Below are 18,681 nucleotides of genomic sequence, written 5' to 3' on the forward strand. Positions count from 1 at the left end.
ATCATAGCATAGATTGGGGGGGTTATCACTGGTTTTGGAGGGGTGTCATTGGCTTGGGTGGGTTTATCACCGGCATGGGGGAGGTTATCACCGCCTCAGGGTACTTTATCACTGTCTTGACGGGAGTTATCACCGCCTCGGTTGTATATCCCGCCTTGACTAGGGTTATCACCTCCTCGGGGTACCTTATCACCGCCTTGACCGGGGTTATCACCACCCCGCTGCCTCAAGCTTTTCCCACACAAAAAGCCGGCTGATTCGCCGGCTTCTACTTCACATAATTCACTTAAACCAGCCCTTATCTTTAAACCTCGAAATCGCTTCAATCCGATTGCTGACTTCCAGTTTGTCGAGGATGGTGGAGATATAGTTGCGAATGGTGCCCGGCGTTAGAAATAGTTCACCGGCAATGTCCTTCGTTGTTTTGCCGTCTGCAATAAGACTAAGCACTTGGCTTTCACGTTCGGTCAGCGGGTTTTCCGTTTCATCCCTGTCTCCGTATGCGATGTCGACAAGCTCCGGCGCATAGATACGTCGTCCATCCATAATGGTTCGGATGGAGCTGACCAAATCCTCGATTGGGCTATCTTTCAGCAAATAGCCACGCACGCCTGCTTTTCGCGCGCGTTCAAAGTAGCCGGTTCTTGCAAACGTCGTCAGGATAATGATTTTGCATTCGCCGCCTTGCAAAGCTTCTGCTGCATCAAGCCCAGTTTTTACAGGCATTTCAATATCCATGATACACACATCCGGTCGCTGTTCATTTACCAAGTCAACGGCTTCTTCACCGTTTTTTGCCTTTCCGACGACCTCCATGTCATCCTCCAAGTTTAGTAATGATCCAAGTGCGCCTAGCATCATCCCTTGGTCTTCTGCTATAACAATACGTATCACGTCAATCACTCTCCATAATATGTGTTAGAACCGCAGGAACACGGATGCATAATTTCGTGCCTTTACCACCGACAATTCGAAGGTTGCCATTGATGAATTCAAGTCGCTCTCGCATTCCCCTTAAGCCATTCCCCGGCGACGTCTCTCCGCCCCTTGTAATGCCAATGCCGTTATCTTCAATGATGATGACAAATTCATTTGGCCGTTGTTCAAACGTAATATGACAAGAAGTCCCGTAACTATGCTTCACAACATTCGTCACGGCTTCTTTTAAGCACATGCCCAGCACATTTTCAACGATTGTCGGGATATTAGTGAATACCGGATTCCCTTCGATTGTGAAATCCATTTCAGCTGCTTTCAAAATTTGCTGGATACGCGGCAATTCATCTTCCAATTTTGTCGCTCGCATATCTGATACAAGTTCTCGGACTTCTTTCAATGCCGTACTCGCTGTTTGCCGAATATCATGCAATTCCTTTTCTGCTGCGGCTGGATCGCGGGAAATAAGTTTTCCAGCCAAATCACTTTTCAAACCAATTAACGACAACTTTTGCCCAAGCGTATCATGCAAGTCACGCGCAATACGCTGCCGCTCTTCCATTATGATCAGATCCGAAAGCCGCTCATTTGCGTACTCCAATTGACCTTCCAGGTTTTCACGTTTATTGCGATTGTACAGATTGAAAGGAAGAAGTACGACACCAATTACCGTAATGATGATGAAATGGACCTGTGGAAGGAATAAATCGATTTCGATGAAAAAACCTGTAACAATCGCTACAATCGTAATTGCGATATGTAAACCATACATGATGAAAAAACCGACTGGATTACGAATATTACCTATGAAAAATGCTGTAAACAACGATAAGTAGACATACCCGAAAAGAAGCGTCATAGCGACATTGATGACCATTTCAAAACTGAGCCACATATAAACAAGTCCACTTTTTGATTTGAATGAAAAGCGGTACGACAGGAAAAATAGAATAAGAATAGCAATCCCTATACTAATTTCAACCGGAGACGAAGATCTGAAAATGAAAAAGAACGGAAGAAGACAAAAAATAGACCACGCATAGATACTTAGCCATGTGTTTTTCGGGAAAATACTATACCAACTTTGCATACCGCTCCATCACCGTCCTGTCTATATGTACCATTGTACCAAATGAATTGTAGAAAAAAACAGTCATTCTCCAAAGAGATGACTGTTTCAACTATTATTTTGGATCTAACGTTGTGCGTTTTGGTTTCAAATCGATTGAAGGGCTTGCTGATTTTAACATATGCTTCACGTCTTTAAATGCGATAAACCGTTTCTTTTCAGGATCGTACAAACGGTATCGAATGGACGAAAAGCTTTCTTTGATTGTAATCGTTGTTGCTACATGAAGAGGTGGTGTCGATTCATGAGCCATTTCCAAGTTGTAATTCGGAACCCGCGGTGACAAGTGATGAACGTGATGGAAACCGATATTTCCTGTTGCCCACTGCAACACGCGCGGTAACTTGTAGTATGAACTGCCGTCGATGGCAGCTTTCACATAATCCCACTCCGATTCCTCTTCGAAATACGAGTCTTCAAATGTATGTTGAATGTAGAACAACCAGATGCCTAGCGCGCCTGCAACGAACATAATTGTTCCTTGTATAAGAAGGAATGACTGCCATCCGACAAGTAAAATCATACCTGTGTAGAGGACAACAAGTGCTACATTTGTCAAATACGTATTGTTTCGCTCTTTCTTACGTGCATCTTTGCGGTTAAAACGGCTTGAAATAAGTACGAGGAAAAGCGGTCCAAAGCCGAACATGACAATCGGATTACGGTATAACCGGTAAGCCAAGCGCTGCCATTTCGATGCTTCCACGTACTCTTCAATTGTCATGACCCAAATGTCACCCGTGCCTCGCTTGTCGAGGTTTGAGCTTGTTGCATGGTGGATTGAGTGTTCACGTTTCCATTTTTCATATGCAAACAGTGTAAGAATACCGGTAATTGTACCGACAATATCATTTGTTTTTTTGTTTTTGAAGAATGAACCATGCGTGCAATCATGGAAGATGATGAACGTCCGGATGACGAATCCTGAAGCAATAACGGAAAGTCCAAGTGTCAGCCAAATCGATACCGACAAACTCTGGTACGCCAAGAACCATAGGATTAGAAACGGCGGTACTGTATTGACAAGTTGCATGATACTTTTCTTTTTATCTGACTTAGCAAAAGGGGCAACGTCTTTGTGAAGCTGTTTCGTTTTCTCTTTAGACATGTTGTGTTATCCTCCTTCAATTTGGTGTTAATTTTCTGATTCACTATGTTGACTCTAATGATAAAGAACTTTCAGACCTTACAGAAGACATAAATGTCATAATAATTGATGTGACAAGTGTCATCTATTGTGAATTGATTCACAAGGAGCTCATTAAATTGGGTTGCTGTTATGCAAATAAAGATGTGAAAATAATTATTGGCCATAAAAAAAGAACCACCCCAATTTGAGGTGATTCTTTTTACACTGTGGACGACTTCTATTCGTCGATGTCCACATGTGGATATCGAATTTTCATTCCCAAAACTGCTTTTGTGCATAACTTCTTACGTCAACATTCCGCCATCCACTTCCAACACGGTGCCGTTTACAAAGTCAGATTCGTCGGATGCAAGGAATAGATACGCGTTTGCGATGTCTTGCGGCGTTCCGAATCGTGGATAAGGAGTTAACTGTTTGAGTTGCCCTAATATCTTTTCAGGAATGGTGCTGATCATATCCGTTTCGATGAATCCCGGTGCAACCGCATTTACATTAATGCCTTTGCCGCCGAATTCCTTTGCCCATGTTTTTGTCATGCCGATGACGCCGGCTTTGGAAGCGGCATAATTTACTTGGCCAACGTTTCCGCCTGTCCCTGTAATGGATGAGGTATTGATGACTTTTCCTTTTCCTTGAGCGAGCAGCGTTGGTAGAAATGCTTGGGTGCAATTGAAGACACCTGTTAAATTCACGTCCAACACTTGTTTGAAATTCGCTACGTCCATTTTCAATGTCATTGCGTCTTTCGTGATGCCGGCGTTGTTAATGAGGATATCCACTTTGCCGAACTTTGCGATGACTTGTGTAGCCATCTCTTTTACATTTTCTGCGTCAGAAACATCTGCTTTGAAAAAAGCTACATCTAACCCTTCTGCACGAAGTTGTTGCGCTTTTGCTTCACCTGCTTGTTCATTAAAATCTACGATTGCCACTTGAGCTCCCTGTTTGCCGAAAAGCTCGGCGGCGACGGCCCCGATTCCATTTGCACCACCTGTGATGACAGCTGTTTTCCCTTTTAAACGCAATATATTCTCCCTCTTCTCTAGTGCTATTATAAGATAATTCTTATTTTATCATACAGCAATGAAAAGCGGGTACTCCTTTATATAGAGTGCCCGCCTTGATTCAGCAGAATTCTTCCACTGCTTTTTTTAGTTTAGGTCCGCTTATCGCATAGTGTGTCGCTTGCCAAATTGCTTTCCCATCTTTCAGTAGAAATAATTGAGGAGATTCATGTTGAATGCTAAGATCTTTCTCAATTTCGTTGGAAAGGGGCTTGCTGTCTTGTACGATTAAGTAACTTTTCGGCACTTCCGTTTGTAATTCACTATAGGCCTTGTATGCCGCCGCACTGACAGGGCATGTTGAACTATGTTTCATCATGAATTGAGGTTGCTCGTTTGAACTTTTCAACACGTTTTGCCATTCATCCACTGTTTGAATTTCTTTCATATTCGCCATCTCCTCTTCCATTCGTTTAATTCCCTTAAGATATCGTCGTAAACGTGCTTTGTTTTCCGGATGCTAAGAAATTGAGCACGTTAAGAAACCGGTCCAATTCTTTTTCAGGCACATCATTCATAGACGCAATTTGGAGCCAGTTCTTCTCTTGTAAATAAGAGCTTTCGTAATGTACGTTAAATCCATTTAAATATAGATTGTCGCCGAGCAGGATTGCGGAAACGTCTTCTGGCATAATGAGTGTCACGATAGCAGGCGTTGCTGATTCTTCTGTCACCGGAATTCTGAAGCCCGTCTTTTCAACGGCCTTTCTTACTTTATGAGCACGTGTTTTAATGCTTGTAAATACTTCGTTTGCATCATCGTATTTCAACAATGCTGCATCTAGTGCGTAGAGAAGATTGGAGGACTGGGAATAAGGAATTCCCTCCGCTTCAGTATATGCCCCTAAATCCAAGTAGCGCGGCAACCGTTCACTTTTTTCCACTTCTTCCTTGTGAAAGACAAAGGATAATCCTGTGTAGCCCGCCAACCCCTTACCACTGACCCCTGAAGCGAACGCAACTCCATTGAGGTCAACCCGCACTGTACCAATAACACTTACACAGTCGAGCGCAAGTGCAACGTCATTTTCCGAGCATACTTTTTTCAGTAAACCGACGTCATTAAGGATACCTGTAGACGTTTCACAATAGACCGTCCATAACCAACTATAACCGCCGCTCTTTATCGCGTCAGCGACCTGTTCTTCATCAAACACTTCGCCCCATTTAGTTTCAATCACGTCGAACTTCATCCCAAAACGTGTTGCATGATCACCTAATCTTAAGCCGAATTCCCCGTTTACAAGAATAAGTCCTTTACCATCGATCAAACTGAGCTGGGCCGCAACAACATCATTCGCAAGCGTTCCAGTTCCTTGCAGAAGTTGAACATGTTGGGCGTTGCACAACGCTGTTAACTTACATTGTACGCGTTTCAACAGACTTTCAAATTCGGCTGAGCGATGTGAGAGCGGTTCAATCATTAACGCGTCTCGTACTTCATCGGAAATGGTGGTCGGCCCTGGCAAGAAGTTGACGTGCGGTTTTGAAATTCTCCCAGCAATACCGGCTTCATACGTTTTTTTCGTCAAATACATAGGTTGGAATGCGGCTTCCGTTGTTCCCGTCAGTTCGGCAAATGGTAAAAACCCGAGTTGTCCGTACAACTTCTGTTCACGTACAGTGCCGGATATAAGGGCCGCGTCATAGCCCGCTTTTAAACAATACCGGACGAGCGCTTGCATAAGGCCAAGAAATGCGCGCCCATTACGGTACACATGGTCAATCGCAAGGAGCCTGATTTCAACGGGGTTGTCCACTTCAATCGGCAAATGTCGTTCCACTGTGCCGATTTTTCCATCAAGTGAAAAAGGTCGCTCACCTCGCAAGGCAAGCATCCCAACGACTTGGTCATTTTTGAGGCAAATAATATATGTATTTTCAGCATGAAATTTATCAACGAGTTTTTGCGACTCATTGCGTTCGTGTTGTGGAATTTCCTCGACAAATGTCCTATAATTCAATTCGTGGATTTGTTCGAATTCGGAAGGTGTTTCCGCAATCTTATAAATGAAACTCATTAGAATCCGCCCTTTTCTTTCGTGAATTTCTTTTTCAAATCATCCCTGTGGGTCATCAGGACAAGACCCGCCAAGAAGCAAGTGCCTACGAATACCGGTAGACCTAGTGAGAATGAAAGAACAATAATAGGCACGAGTGAGATAGCGCTCAACCCGGCAATCGTGAAACTTCTGATGAATAAATAAAGGAAAGCGAAAGTAATTACAAATATAGTAAACACTATAGGATTGAACGCCAGTAAGCCTCCGATGAATGTCGAAATCCCTTGTCCTCCGCGAAACCTGAAGAACACAGGAAAGATATGACCTACCATAACGGTGAATAGGGCTAGCACCTCGGTGCCCATTCCGAGTCCAAGCCACTTCGCAACGAGTACAGCCAGTACACCTTTTAATGCATCGCCAAGAAACGTTGCAACGAAGGCCTTTTTGCCAAGTATGCGTCCGGCGTTCCGAGCACCGGGATTGCCGCTACCTTCCATACGAATTTCTTTGTTAAAAAACAGCTGTCCGATAATGGTGGCGGTTAACACATTTCCCAATAGATATGCGCCTAGTACTAAAAATAAGATTGTCATATTCGATCCTTTTCAGAAAGTAATGTGTTTAGTCTAGTTTACCATCTTTACAAACTGATGATAACAAAATTTCAATCTTTTTAACCCATATTAGCGGACGACAAAACGCCCGTTGATTGAAGTTTCGCTTTTGCCTTAGTACTTTCTTTATCAATAGGCGGTAGATGAGGTACACTTATTTAATACGGAAAGGTGAGATGTATTTGCGTAAACATTCTCTACGTCTGCTGATAGCTTTTATCCTTTGTATCAGTTTTGGCGCCTTATTTAGTTATATTGCAACTTCTATTAGCAACAAATCGATTGCCCATTTTGACAATGCTGTAATTGCTTTTGTGCAAGGATTGGAGGCACCGTGGTTGACCGTTGTTATGAAAGGTGTCACATGGATTGGCTCCGGTTTTGGCGTTGTATTGATCACGCTAGTAGTCTTTGTTGTTCTCTTTTTCAAATTTCGGTTTCGCAAACAAGCGTATTTTCTTCTCATCGTTATCGCAGGTACAGTTTTATTTAATACAATTTTAAAACATTATTTCGAAAGAGAACGACCTACCATTCACCGAATCATGGATGCAAATGGTTTTAGTTTCCCAAGCGGCCATTCAATGATGGCGTTTAGTCTATACGTTATTATTGCGTATATTGCATGGCGCAATGTAAAAACAGTCGCGAGCCGTGTTTTACTCGTACTATTTGCTGGCTTCATGATTATTATGATTGGGTCAAGTCGGATTTACGTCGGCGTCCATTACCCAAGCGATGTAGTTGGAGGGATTGTCGCAAGCGCTTTATGGCTGACGATTGCCATTTCGGTGTATGCCATTTACCAAGGACCACGGGAAAAAAAGATGGGTTCTTGAACTCGGTGCCAGTTGCTGTCACAATTAGAAGAGCGTACATGGTGTTAATAACTGGGTACTGGGTATGAAGAATGTAAAAGGGCGGTGTTGCAGGCAATGAATGGTTATCATCGGCTTTATGCCCCCTTATAGTATACGAAATGGGACTGGAAATGGTTTCATCAACAGGTTTGCTGTACTGGAAATAGCGTAAGGAGGTTGGACGTATGACGGATTTCACGGAACGGGTTATTCGAATTATTCAAGGGATTCCTGCCGGTCAGGTGATGACATATGGACAAGTTGCCGCCGCAGCGGGCAGTCCACGTGGGGCAAGGCAAGTTGTACGTGTCCTTCATTCAATGAGTGCAAAATACGAGCTTCCATGGCACCGAATTATTAACGCACAAGGCAGTATATCCGCCCCCGCCGACGCTGAAGGAAAATGCGTACGCCAAAGGGGACTACTGGAGGCGGAAGGCGTGCAATTTAATAGTGAGGGAAAAGTGGACTTTACGTTATATCGCTGGTTTCCTGAGGATGCAATTGAGGGATGAATATGAATTGATTCCTTGTAAAAATAGTATAGAAACGGAATGATAGTATGTGGAAAGACTTTAAAGAATTTGCGTTCAAGGGCAATGTAATCGACCTTGCCGTTGCAGTCGTTATTGGGGCGGCTTTCGGAAAGATTGTCACTTCGCTTGTCGAAAACATTATCACCCCACTTATTGGGCTACTTTCGGGCGGCTACGATTTTTCGAAACTAAGTTATACATTTCTGGATGCCAAAATCATGTATGGCGCATTCATTCAATCTGTGATTGACTTCATTATTATCGCGTTCTCAATTTTCATGGCGATTCGTTTGCTGATGAAATTGAAACGTAAAAAACCTGTGGTAGAAGAACCCCCCGTTGCGGAAATCGATGCACAAGAAGCGCTTCTTATGGAAATCCGTGATTTATTGAAAGAACAGAATAGGCGTTGATATGTAAAAAGAAGCAGGGCAAGCTCGAGTAAAACGGGATTGCCTTGCTTCTTAAATTAGTGCGTTTCGGGTGCAAGGTATGCTTCAACTGTTTCCAACGGGACTTCCAGCAATTCAGCTATCTCTTCTGCTGAAGTTCCCTTAGTGAAAAGTCTTTTTACTAACGCTTTCTGTTGCTTCACTATTCCTTGTTCTATTCCTTGTTCTATCCCTTGCTCTATTCCTTGCTCTATTCCTTGCTCTATTCCTTGCTCTATTCCTTGCTCTATTCCTTGCTCTATTCCTTGCTCTATCCCTTGTTCAATCCCTATTGCCAAACCGCGTTGCTCAGCGTCGTACCGGTATTGTGCCTGGTCTTTCAACCACATGTCACGGGATAGTGCACGGGCACGCATCTCTTTACTTTGACTGATTCGATCCAATTCATCATACGCATTTTGGAATGTCGGTTCTTGCATCGCTAACTCCTCCTTAATCTTTTTATTTCCCTTCAAAAACAATAACCATTTCTCTAATTGACTTATATCCTCATTCAACTTTTTATTCATCTTCGGCATTTCCAAAACATGCATTTCCAATTGATCTGTGTATGCGAAAAACTGCTCTTTTTCTATTATATGAAACGTACTATGGAATTCTTCAGTTGGCAAGTAAGAGAAGTTGGTTATAACGATTTGTATCGACTTTTTCAATTTGACAAGTTCTTTTCCCGCGTCGTCTTGGCTTGCATGCATACGTGTCCAGTACATAAGCATGCGTTCCGGAAATGCCGTGTGGTACTGCATTTGAATCTCAAGATTGACTTGTTCACCATCTGATTTCTCAATTCGTATATCCATAACGGATGACTTATCCGTCACACTTTCTTTCTCCAAATATGGATTGACAAAAGTTACTTTTTCAACTTCAAAAGGCAAAATAGCATTCAACAGATCAAGCAACAAATTCATATTTCTATCCTGTCCAAACAGCATCTTAAAGACAAAATCATTCCTTGGATCAAGCATCTCTTTTTCATACTTTTCCTGTTCTTCCCTTACGAAAACCACCATACGAATCCCCCCTTTTTAATACTTATAGTATAGAACATTTATTCCCCTGAATCAACTATAATGACTGACATTTCAGACTACAGATAATTAATTCCACGTATAGAAAAGGCATCCCCGTCAAACAAGGATGCCTCATTCATTCGTCAATCAACCGTTACTGATAACTCTTTCACCCGTAGCGATGGTGAACCGTAGCCGCCTGGTAGGAAATGCAGTTCCGATCCGACTTCTTCGATATCTTTCATGTAATCGAAGAAATTACCGGCAATCGTCATTTGTTTAACGGATGATGCAATTTGTCCATCTTTAATATGAAATCCTGTTGCCGCCAAAGAGAAGTCGCCTGAAATTGTGCTGGCTCCTGAGTGAAGTCCGGACAAATCCGTGATAAGGACTCCGTCTTTAATAGAAGCAATCAAATCAGCGTCACTTTTTTCGCCAGGAGCAATGTACATATTCTGGGGAGCTACTGTTAGCGTACTTTTATAAGATGCTTTATGTGCATGGCCTGTTGTTTCGACGCCCTCTTTCTGCGCCGTTTTCCGATTATGCAGAAGTGTTTTTAGTGTACCCTTCGAAATAACCTCTTGTTTTTTTGTCGCTACACCTTCTCCGTCGAAATTCGAACCTACAACGGCTTCCGGATGGAATGGGTCATCGAGTAATGTGAAAGCGGCTGCCGCAATTTCTTCGCCAACTTTCCCTTTTAACTTCGATTGATCCTTCTGTGTGTTTTCAGCCGAGAATATCGGTGTAAACGCTGCAAGTAATGACGCCGAGGCATCGTAACGCATAATGACGGGGTATTTTCCGGCTGGAATCGATTGCTCACCGAGATTCGACAAGGCTTCTTCCGCCGCCTCTTTTGCAATCTCATCGGCATCCAGTGACGCGAAATCACGTGTCATTTTAATGCAACTGCCCGTTTTCATTTCCTCGCCATCCTTGACGACAACAGAAATATAGATGATTAATCCATTTATCTTTTCATTCAATGAAAGCTTCTTACTGTTTGCCATTATGCGTTCTGCCGTAAAATTCTGCAGCATGCAATAGTCTAGCGTTACAATCCGCGGATCATATTCGCGTACTTTCTTTTCTATGGCTGTAATCAGGTCAATCTTTTCCGGAATCTCGACATTCGCAAGTGTGTCGCTGTAAAACGACTGGTCCGCATACGTCTGGCTTTCTTCAAAAATTGTCGTTCCATCATCTTCGTCAAGTACGGCTGCATTCGCTTTTGCGCTATCGATCAAGAATGGAATTGACTCCTTTTCAATCTTTTCCGTATAGGCATAGCCCATTTTGCCGTCATACATCCCTCGAAGGCCAAGCCCACCTTCTTCAGACGTCTCATAACTATCGATTTCACCTTCGAAAATTGTGCAACGGAACGATTCGGAGCGTTCATAATACACTTCCGCCTCTTTAAATCCGGACGCATTCGCTTCTACTAGTAATTGTTCTTGGAATTCAATGATATCCATCGCTTATTCCCCCTTTGTCCCACCGACTGTAATTTCACTGACACGGATCATCGGCTGGCCGACATTCACTGGAAGACTGCCGCTTAACGAGCCGCACATCCCCGCACCGTGTGCTAGATTATTACCGACACGGTCGACAAGCTGTAACGTTTTCGCACCGTTCCCAATAAGCGTTGCGCCACGGACGGGACGGTCGATTTTTCCGTCCTTTACAAGATACGCTTCTGCGACGGCGAAATTGTAATCGCCTGTTGCAGGATTCACTTGCCCGCCGCCCATATATTTCGCATAGATGCCATGTTCCGTCGATGCGATGATATCTTCCGGCTTCGACTCACCCGGTGTGATAAACGTATTCGTCATACGTGATGTAGGGTTGAATCGATAAGATTCACGGCGTGAAGATCCTGTCGCTTCCGTATTCATGCGACGCGCGTTGAATTTATCGACCAAATAACCTTTCAAAATCCCATTCTCAATCAAGACATTTTTACGAGTCTTCTCTCCTTCATCATCAACAGTTAGAGAGCCCCACTCGTTAGGCAACGTCCCGTCATCGATGTATGTCACAATATCCGGCGCCACTTTTTCACCAATTCGATTTGCAAAAACGGAGTTGTTTTTAGCAACCGCAGTCGCTTCAAGACCATGCCCGCAAGCTTCATGGAAAATGACTCCCCCGAATTCATTGTCGATAATGACAGGGAACTTGCCGCTTGGACATTCATCCGCCCCCAGCATCGTCACAGCAATACGCGCTGCCTCACCTGCATAGTGATCAAGGTCCAGGTTTTCGATAAATTCAAAACCAGCATGCGCTCCCGGTCCATAGAAACCCGTTTGCATTTCATGACCGTCCGAAGCTGTCGCTTGAATGGCCAGCCTACTGTAAACGCGTGTATCTTCAACAAACTTACCTTCCGAGTTTGCGATAAGCACATGTTGTTCCTCATCGATATAACGCAATGCAACCTGACGAATGCGCTCATCGTACTTTCGTGCGATGTCGTTCGCCGTTTTCATAACGGCTGCCTTTCGTGCATGTTCCACCGTTCTTGGGAGTTGAGCAATTTGATGAATCGGCGTGCATACTTCTTTTTGCAGTGTATGAATCGTTCCATGTCCCCCGCCTTTTATGGCCAGCGCCGCACGTTTCGCTGCCAGCAACAGTCCTTCTTCCGAAAAGTCCGTCGTATACGTGTAGATGCTTTGAAGACCGGAAAAAATACGGATACCGATTCCGAAATCTCGACCCGATATACTTTTCTCGATTTTCCCGCTTTGCAATTCCATCGTATTCACATATTTATCCTCTATGAATACTTCCGAGAAGTCACCGCCCGTTGAAAGAGCTGCTTCAAGTACGTTTTCAATAATAGATTGTTTGATCATCGTCACTTCCCCCTTCTCTAGTAGATTATAGCCTATTTCGCAGTCTAAGAAAGTATTTAGATTGACAATTCTATTTTTTCACCTTTAAAGTAGACAAGTAATCTTGCATGTCTACACAAGCCCGGCAGTATGATGAATAGAATGACAGCCGACATTCCAATGATTTTTTATGGCTCAGACTATTTTCTGAAGGGGTGAAGGTAACATGTGGTTCCTGTACATTATGTATGCTTTTTTCGCAATAGTCTTCTTAGGAACAGTTTACGGGGTTGTGCACACAAATAAGTTCCACGCATAGCAACCAAGCAAAAAAGCCTTCCATTTCCGGAAGGCTTTTTGCTTCAATAAATTATAGTACCTGAAAGAATTATGCCGTAACATCTCTTTTACCGAATACAATGTAACTAATCACTAAGAAAATAATGATATACACAGCAAGTACGGCTAGCGAGAATGGCATTGTGATGCCTTCTATTAGTTGGTAACCTGTTGCATATTGCGTTAAATCCATATGCGTGAAGACAATATACTTCGCTATTTCATATTTTGAAAGTAGCATAACAACCGTCGACCCTGTGAAGTAAATGAAGAGCGAAAGTCCGATTGCCAGCCCGTTAGAACGGAACACACTACCAACCATAAACGCAAACGTCGACGTGACAAAAACATTTCCGAATGAAAGAAGTAACATATAAAGTCCTTTACCCCACACAGATACTGTAACAACTTCACTACCATTCCAAACTAGCTCTTTCCCACCGCTTGAAGGGAATAAAAGATATGCAGCAAGAATTGAAATAGCGAATCCAAGTAACATGAGCATAATGCCGAATAGATTTACCGTCACAAATTTTGATGTGAGGATCTTCCAGCGTTTAATAGGTCTCGACAAAAGCATTTTTATAGTGCCTTGCGAGAATTCCACTGCTACGATACCTGCAGCAACGATAACCGTTAATAATACGACAAAACTACCAATCGTGGATGAGTTCATAATCATTTTTTCACGACTTGATCCTTCTAATGGTGCAATTGAATGTTCTAACCGATACTCGAGAACTTTTTTATCTTCCTCGAAATTCTCTCTCATATCCGCAGGTAAATTTGGACCTTCTAAGCTTTCATTTGTGTAAGTCAGTTCTTGTTTAACATTCGTTTTCCAATCCTGACTGCCACCACTTTCCATTGTGTCTATCCACTTCGCAAGTCCCATCATGCCGATAACAGCAAGGATTAATAGACCGGTCATAAGCCAAGTCCCTTTTTTACTCCACAGTTTCATCCATTCATTTTGTATGAGATTCAGCAATTTGGCCACCTCCTGTCATTTCCAAGAATTGATCTTCTAACGTTTTGCGGTGTGATTGAACCGTAAATACTTGCATCTCTTGCGCCGTCATTTGTTGGATAATTCCTGGAATTCGTGTCTTTTCAGCATTGATGATAAATCCTTCTTTAAATGCTTCCACGGTAAATCCTTCAGCAACCAGTAAGTCGTGCGCGCTGGCAGTCGGGAATGCTTCAATATAATAATGCGACTCATCCGCTCCTGCTACATCGCGGATATCTACCAACTTTCCGTTCTGAATGATGGCAATCCGATCACACATCAATTCAATTTCCGAAAGCATGTGACTGGAAACGAACACAGAAACCCCTTCATTTTCCGCGATAACGCGTAAATAATTCCGAAATTCTCGTATTCCTGCTGGATCTAACCCGTTGGTTGGTTCGTCCAGTATAAGGAACTTAGGTCGGTGCAGAAGTGCTTGTGCAAGTCCGAGTCGTTGACGCATTCCAAGTGAGTACGTCGATACTTTCTCTTTAATCCGGTTTTGCAGACCGACTTGATTCACAATTTCATTAATGCGCTCTTTTGTGACACCCTTATGCATACGCGCGAAATGAACCAGGTTTTTATAACCGGACATATATTTATACATTTCTGGGTTTTCAACGATAACGCCTACCTTAGAAAGCCCTTCTTCAAAATCATCCTTGAGTGATTTCCCATCAATAATTACATCCCCGCCAGATATTTTCATCAGTCCGACCATCATACGAATTGTCGTTGTTTTCCCCGCCCCGTTCGGTCCAAGAAACCCTGTGATTTGGCCTGGATATAATGACAAACTCAAATCATCGATAATCTTTTTAGAGCCAATCGTTTTCGATAAATTCTTCAGTTCTACTACTGGTTTCGTCTCCATGTCATCTTCCCTCCCTAAACAATGACACCATCCACGTGGTGGCGTCCTTCCCGTGTGTATCACGGATTTCATCGACCGCTTCATGCGCAATCACGCGGCCCTCTCTTAGTACTACGATTTCATCGAGCAATGGTTCCATTTCTTTTAATTCGTGCGTGGACATGATAACTGTCTGCCGCTCGGGGTCGGTGAAGCGAATGAGCCCTTTTGTAATATCATCCCGCACCATCGGGTCAAGTCCTGAAAACGGTTCATCCAACAAATAGTAATCCGCTTCACGTCCGAGCGTCGTCGCAATTTTAACACGACCTCGATTTCCTTTGGACAAACTCTTTACTTTTGAATCAAGTTCAATCGCTAAAAACTGTGCAATTTCTTTCGCTTTTATCGGATTGAAATCAGCGAACTGCGTGTCGTAGAAATCGAACAACTGGTTAACGGTAAAGCATGGATAAAACAGATCGGTATCCGGCATATAAGCGAGATTGGATGCAATTTTACGCGTGATTTTACTACCGCCATATGTGGCTCTTCCAGAATCAGGCGTCAATAACCCCGCAATCAGTTTCAGCAACGTCGTTTTTCCGCTGCCGTTCTCCCCCACTAAACCGATGATCTTTCCTTGCGGCAGCGTAAGCGTCAAGCCATCAAGCGCTTTCCGACCGCCATACTTCTTTGACACTTCCTTTAGTTCAATCATTTTCCCCACCTCTTTTCCGAAGATGCTCAGTCATTTCCGTTGTCGTGAAGCCCAGTGCCTCGACGCTTTGGATGAAAGAAGTCACGAGCTGTTCCTTCATCTCATCGCGCAGCCGGGCAATCCGTGATTCATCCTCCGTCACGAAAGATCCCTGCCCTCTCTTCGTTTCAGTGAGCTCGAGCTGTTCCAACTCCTTATACACGCGCTGCATCGTGTTAGCATTGACACCGGCTTCAATAGCATAGTCGCGGACGGACGGCAATTTCTCCCCGGGAATTAGGGTACCGCGGATGATATCCCCCGTAATTCGATCAATAAGTTGTTGGTAGATGGGTTTATCAGGTAGAAAGTCAATGCCCATCGTTATAACCTTACTTTCTTCTCGAACAGGACCGAAGCTGCCATGAATAGGACGACAATGGTAAATATTTCGAACAATACTTCACCCGTATAGAAGGTCGTATCCGCCAACACAAAATAATCAAAGTTAACAGCGATGTTCGGATTTACGATATCTACTATATTAACCGGTCCGGATTGAATAACTTTCTTGTAAAAAGCGGAAAGGATGAATAGTCCATAGAGCTTTAATGAAAATATAAAGAGAATGAGTGTAAAGAGGATTGAAAAACCTTTCAAATACCTTTTCACTAAGCGATCAATGGTGAAAAAGAAGAAACCGATGCTCAAGAAAGAAAGCGAGGCAACAAAAATCAGTACGATAAAAATGCTTCCGAATAAAAACAATTCCCCAAAAGCCATTTCCCGAGAACCCGAAATTGTAAAACGGACTGCAAGAACAAGAGTGGGTATCAACAAACTCACAACCCCGATCACCATCGCTAAAAATGCTTTCGAACCCATCAATTTGAAAATAGAAGCCGTTGAGTGAAGCCAAATATCAGGTCGCTTCATATCCCTTTGCAGCGAAATGATAAACGCAGCGAGCGGAGCAAACACACTGGCACCTGCCCATATGAAGCAGAGAACTAATGTGATTTCGAAGTTCTCCAGTTCCCCTCCCATAAGACGATTAATGAGAGAAGGGAAAAGCGATAGAACGACAAGCGACAACAATACGCCTAGTATTAAAGAGCCCCTCATCGGAATCCATTCCCTTTTCACTAATCCATTCCATTGATTCATTCCGTCGCCTCCTTCTGTACCACTGTGTTAGTTATATAGTACACCATATTCAAATGGAATGTAAAGGGTTAGGTGAAATAAAGAATTACATTGAATTCCTTACAGCACTCGGGGATGCCACACGCCTAGCCTAGCTGCTCTGCTACTAGTCCTATGGCTTCGGCTCCCCCTTAGCTTAGTTAGTATAAGTATTCATTTGTTCAACATGTATATACTTTTTCTACATATCCATCTAGTGTTGAGGGGACTGAAATGCAGCTATATGAACAACAATCCATTTTAAACCTCACAAAAACACCTCTCCAATGCAAATGAAAGAGGTGTTTGATTTATAATAAGCTTTTAACAATCAATTGGAGGATCAAGGCGATGGTGACTAGACGCAGTAGTATTTTTACGTGGCGAGGGTTCAACTTTTCTGCTAGTCGGACGCCGATCTGCGCGCCCGATAATGAACCTGCCAAGAGGGCAAAAACGACCGGCCAAATTATTTTCCCCATCGCTATGAAACTGAGGGCAGCACCGAACCCGCTGGAAAATGTGGCTAGTCGGACGAAACCGATGGCGCGAATATAGGCGATATGCAAATGACCGAACAAATAGAGCAATAGTGTGCCTTGTCCAGGACCGAAAATACCGTCATACAAGCCGATTCCGAAGAGTCCCGGGACCGCTGCCTTTGTAGGATGCAACATTTCCTGACCCGAAAAGTCGACTTTGGACAGGAAAGATGTAAGAAATGCAAAGACAAGCAGAACAATCGCAACAGTGTACATTGTACTTTCCGATAACCTTGTTGCAATGAAACCGCCGATGGAACCACCTGCAAGTGATACAGGCAGAATCCATATAGACTCTTTCAGGGTAATCTGCTTTTTCAGTAGGACTGTCAAAAATGTTGAAAATGAACTGACCGTCGTCGAAATCTTCCCGGCGCCGATGACGGAATGGATCGGAATCCCCATAAGCAACATTGCTGGCAATGTGATCAGCCCGCCTCCACCCGCAAGTGTACCAAGCGTCATCGCCGCCATGCCGATAAAATATAAAAGTATATAGTCCATGCCGAACACCACCTTCCACCTCAGTATACGTGTTATCGACAATTCAGGAAACTTATTTACTTTCAATAAAGTGAATAAGTATTCCTTATGTTGAGTCGTTACAAAGGGGACATGGTGTCCATACTGATTGACCTCTATAATGGAGGGACCACCTAAAAAGGAGTGATGGAAGATGACGGATTACATTACAGGATTGGATCACATCCAAATTGCGGCACCGCCAAATTCAGAAGCAAAGGCGCGGATTTTCTATGGTAAATTGCTTGGCATGAAGGAAATTCCAAAACCCGAAAACTTGAAGGCGCGCGGCGGTTGTTGGTTCCTCTGTGGTGCTCAAGAAGTGCATATCGGCATTCAAAGTGATTTTATGCCCGCCAAAAAAGCACACCCAGGGTTTACAGTGATTGCGTTAGAGTTATTGAAAACTCGATTGGAAAAGGCTGATTACGTGGTCAGTGAAGAACTGCCGATTGATGGTCGTTCGCGCTTTTTCACACACGATCCATTTGGCAACCGTATTGAGTTTTTGGAATTTAGTTGACAAGGTTGGCATGATATTTTGCGCGGGATATTATAGTCCCGTGCTCCGCCCTCACAGTTCCGCATTCGTCATGACAGTTCCAGGATTTGTCCTTACAGTTTGCGCGGGCCATTACAGTTCCGCACTTTGCCCTCACAGTTTCCCCATTTGCCATGACAGTGCTCGGATTTGTCATTACAGTTTGTACGAGCCATTACAGTTCCGCACTTTGCCCTCACAGTTTCCCCATTTGCCATGACAGTTCCAGGATTTGTCCTCATAGTTCGCGCGGGCCCTCACAGTTCCGCACATTGCCCTTACAGTTTCCCCATTTGCCATGACAGTTCTCGGATTTGTCCTTACAGTTTGTACGAGCCATTACAGTTCCATACTTTGCCCTTA

At 43.5% G+C, this 18,681-nt stretch carries 21 protein-coding genes; 4 read left to right on the forward strand and 17 right to left on the reverse strand.

All coding sequences use genetic code 11. From position 1 onward, the window contains the following. Nucleotides 1–25 precede the first annotated feature (25 nt). The 8 genes from FILTAD_RS03080 to FILTAD_RS03115 form a co-directional block, all read right to left on the reverse strand. Nucleotides 26–217 carry a hypothetical protein gene (locus FILTAD_RS03080; RefSeq protein WP_124069044.1) on the reverse strand — a complete coding sequence of 64 codons (192 nt, stop codon included), beginning with the start codon at nucleotides 215–217 and terminating at the stop codon, nucleotides 26–28. A 65-nt stretch (nucleotides 218–282) separates the two neighbouring features. Next, nucleotides 283–894, reverse strand: a complete 612-nt coding sequence (locus FILTAD_RS03085) for a response regulator transcription factor (RefSeq protein WP_124069045.1) — start codon at nucleotides 892–894, stop codon at nucleotides 283–285. 1 nt (nucleotide 895) lies between these two features. Further along, nucleotides 896–2,026: a sensor histidine kinase gene (locus FILTAD_RS03090; RefSeq protein ID WP_124069046.1), complete on the reverse strand. Its 1,131-nt coding sequence runs from the start codon at nucleotides 2,024–2,026 to the stop codon at nucleotides 896–898. A gap of 94 nt (nucleotides 2,027–2,120) precedes the next feature. Beyond that, nucleotides 2,121–3,173, reverse strand: a complete 1,053-nt coding sequence (gene desA, locus FILTAD_RS03095; protein ID WP_124069047.1) for a Delta(5) desaturase DesA — start codon at nucleotides 3,171–3,173, stop codon at nucleotides 2,121–2,123. Between the two features lie 326 nt (nucleotides 3,174–3,499). Next, nucleotides 3,500–4,240 (reverse strand): SDR family NAD(P)-dependent oxidoreductase, encoded by a 741-nt coding sequence (locus FILTAD_RS03100; RefSeq protein WP_124069048.1) that lies wholly within the window; start codon nucleotides 4,238–4,240, stop codon nucleotides 3,500–3,502. A gap of 100 nt (nucleotides 4,241–4,340) precedes the next feature. Then, nucleotides 4,341–4,667, reverse strand: a complete 327-nt coding sequence (ytxJ, locus tag FILTAD_RS03105; RefSeq protein WP_124069049.1) for a bacillithiol system redox-active protein YtxJ — start codon at nucleotides 4,665–4,667, stop codon at nucleotides 4,341–4,343. Nucleotides 4,668–4,701: 34 nt separating this feature from the next. Beyond that, a complete protein-coding gene (locus FILTAD_RS03110) occupies nucleotides 4,702–6,300 on the reverse strand; it encodes an aminotransferase class V-fold PLP-dependent enzyme (protein ID WP_124069050.1) in 1,599 nt (532 codons plus the stop codon). Beyond that, complete coding sequence (locus tag FILTAD_RS03115; RefSeq protein ID WP_124069051.1) at nucleotides 6,300–6,878, reverse strand: glycerol-3-phosphate acyltransferase; 579 nt, start codon at nucleotides 6,876–6,878, stop codon at nucleotides 6,300–6,302. Before FILTAD_RS03115 ends, FILTAD_RS03110 begins: the two co-directional genes overlap by 1 nt. Nucleotides 6,879–7,081: 203 nt before the next feature. Here FILTAD_RS03115 and FILTAD_RS03120 point away from each other — a divergent pair, with 203 nt between their 5' ends. From FILTAD_RS03120 to mscL, 3 genes are all read left to right on the forward strand, one after another. Further along, entirely contained in the window at nucleotides 7,082–7,738 is a 657-nt protein-coding gene (locus tag FILTAD_RS03120) for a phosphatase PAP2 family protein (RefSeq protein WP_160117554.1), read from the forward strand. Nucleotides 7,739–7,944: 206 nt separating this feature from the next. Next, complete coding sequence (locus FILTAD_RS03125) at nucleotides 7,945–8,274, forward strand: MGMT family protein (RefSeq protein ID WP_124069053.1); 330 nt, start codon at nucleotides 7,945–7,947, stop codon at nucleotides 8,272–8,274. A gap of 47 nt (nucleotides 8,275–8,321) precedes the next feature. After that, the gene (mscL, locus tag FILTAD_RS03130) at nucleotides 8,322–8,708 is read left to right on the forward strand and encodes a large conductance mechanosensitive channel protein MscL (protein ID WP_124069054.1); all 387 of its coding nucleotides are present in this window, start codon (nucleotides 8,322–8,324) and stop codon (nucleotides 8,706–8,708) included. A 56-nt stretch (nucleotides 8,709–8,764) separates the two neighbouring features. Here the strand turns inward: mscL and FILTAD_RS03135 are convergent, their stop codons facing one another. From FILTAD_RS03135 to FILTAD_RS03175, 9 genes are all read right to left on the reverse strand, one after another. After that, nucleotides 8,765–9,760, reverse strand: a complete 996-nt coding sequence (locus FILTAD_RS03135; RefSeq protein ID WP_124069055.1) for an Rpn family recombination-promoting nuclease/putative transposase — start codon at nucleotides 9,758–9,760, stop codon at nucleotides 8,765–8,767. A 143-nt stretch (nucleotides 9,761–9,903) separates the two neighbouring features. Next, entirely contained in the window at nucleotides 9,904–11,247 is a 1,344-nt protein-coding gene (locus FILTAD_RS03140; RefSeq protein ID WP_124069056.1) for a TldD/PmbA family protein, read from the reverse strand. Between the two features lie 3 nt (nucleotides 11,248–11,250). Beyond that, a complete protein-coding gene (locus tag FILTAD_RS03145; RefSeq protein WP_124069057.1) occupies nucleotides 11,251–12,639 on the reverse strand; it encodes a TldD/PmbA family protein in 1,389 nt (462 codons plus the stop codon). A 367-nt stretch (nucleotides 12,640–13,006) separates the two neighbouring features. Then, on the reverse strand, nucleotides 13,007–13,948 hold the full coding sequence (locus tag FILTAD_RS03150; protein ID WP_124069058.1) for an ABC transporter permease: 942 nt from the start codon (nucleotides 13,946–13,948) through the stop codon (nucleotides 13,007–13,009). Further along, nucleotides 13,926–14,849: an ABC transporter ATP-binding protein gene (locus FILTAD_RS03155; RefSeq protein WP_124069059.1), complete on the reverse strand. Its 924-nt coding sequence runs from the start codon at nucleotides 14,847–14,849 to the stop codon at nucleotides 13,926–13,928. Before FILTAD_RS03155 ends, FILTAD_RS03150 begins: the two co-directional genes overlap by 23 nt. A 1-nt stretch (nucleotide 14,850) precedes the next feature. Continuing rightward, nucleotides 14,851–15,549 (reverse strand): ABC transporter ATP-binding protein, encoded by a 699-nt coding sequence (locus FILTAD_RS03160; RefSeq protein WP_124069060.1) that lies wholly within the window; start codon nucleotides 15,547–15,549, stop codon nucleotides 14,851–14,853. After that, complete coding sequence (locus FILTAD_RS03165; protein ID WP_124069061.1) at nucleotides 15,542–15,910, reverse strand: GntR family transcriptional regulator; 369 nt, start codon at nucleotides 15,908–15,910, stop codon at nucleotides 15,542–15,544. The genes FILTAD_RS03160 and FILTAD_RS03165 overlap by 8 nt, the downstream gene beginning before the upstream one ends. Before the next feature lie 2 nt (nucleotides 15,911–15,912). Beyond that, the gene (locus FILTAD_RS03170) at nucleotides 15,913–16,695 is read right to left on the reverse strand and encodes a hypothetical protein (protein WP_124069062.1); all 783 of its coding nucleotides are present in this window, start codon (nucleotides 16,693–16,695) and stop codon (nucleotides 15,913–15,915) included. 329 nt (nucleotides 16,696–17,024) lie between these two features. Next, nucleotides 17,025–17,759, reverse strand: coding sequence for a sulfite exporter TauE/SafE family protein (locus FILTAD_RS03175; protein ID WP_124069063.1), 735 nt, complete (start codon nucleotides 17,757–17,759; stop codon nucleotides 17,025–17,027). Nucleotides 17,760–17,931: 172 nt separating this feature from the next. Between FILTAD_RS03175 and FILTAD_RS03180 the strand changes: the two genes are divergently transcribed. Next, the gene (locus FILTAD_RS03180; RefSeq protein WP_124069064.1) at nucleotides 17,932–18,300 is read left to right on the forward strand and encodes a VOC family protein; all 369 of its coding nucleotides are present in this window, start codon (nucleotides 17,932–17,934) and stop codon (nucleotides 18,298–18,300) included. Nucleotides 18,301–18,681 lie beyond the last annotated feature (381 nt).

The organism is Filibacter tadaridae (genome assembly GCF_900609045.1).
In the GTDB taxonomy this organism is placed as follows: Bacteria; Bacillota; Bacilli; order Bacillales_A; family Planococcaceae; genus Sporosarcina; species Sporosarcina tadaridae.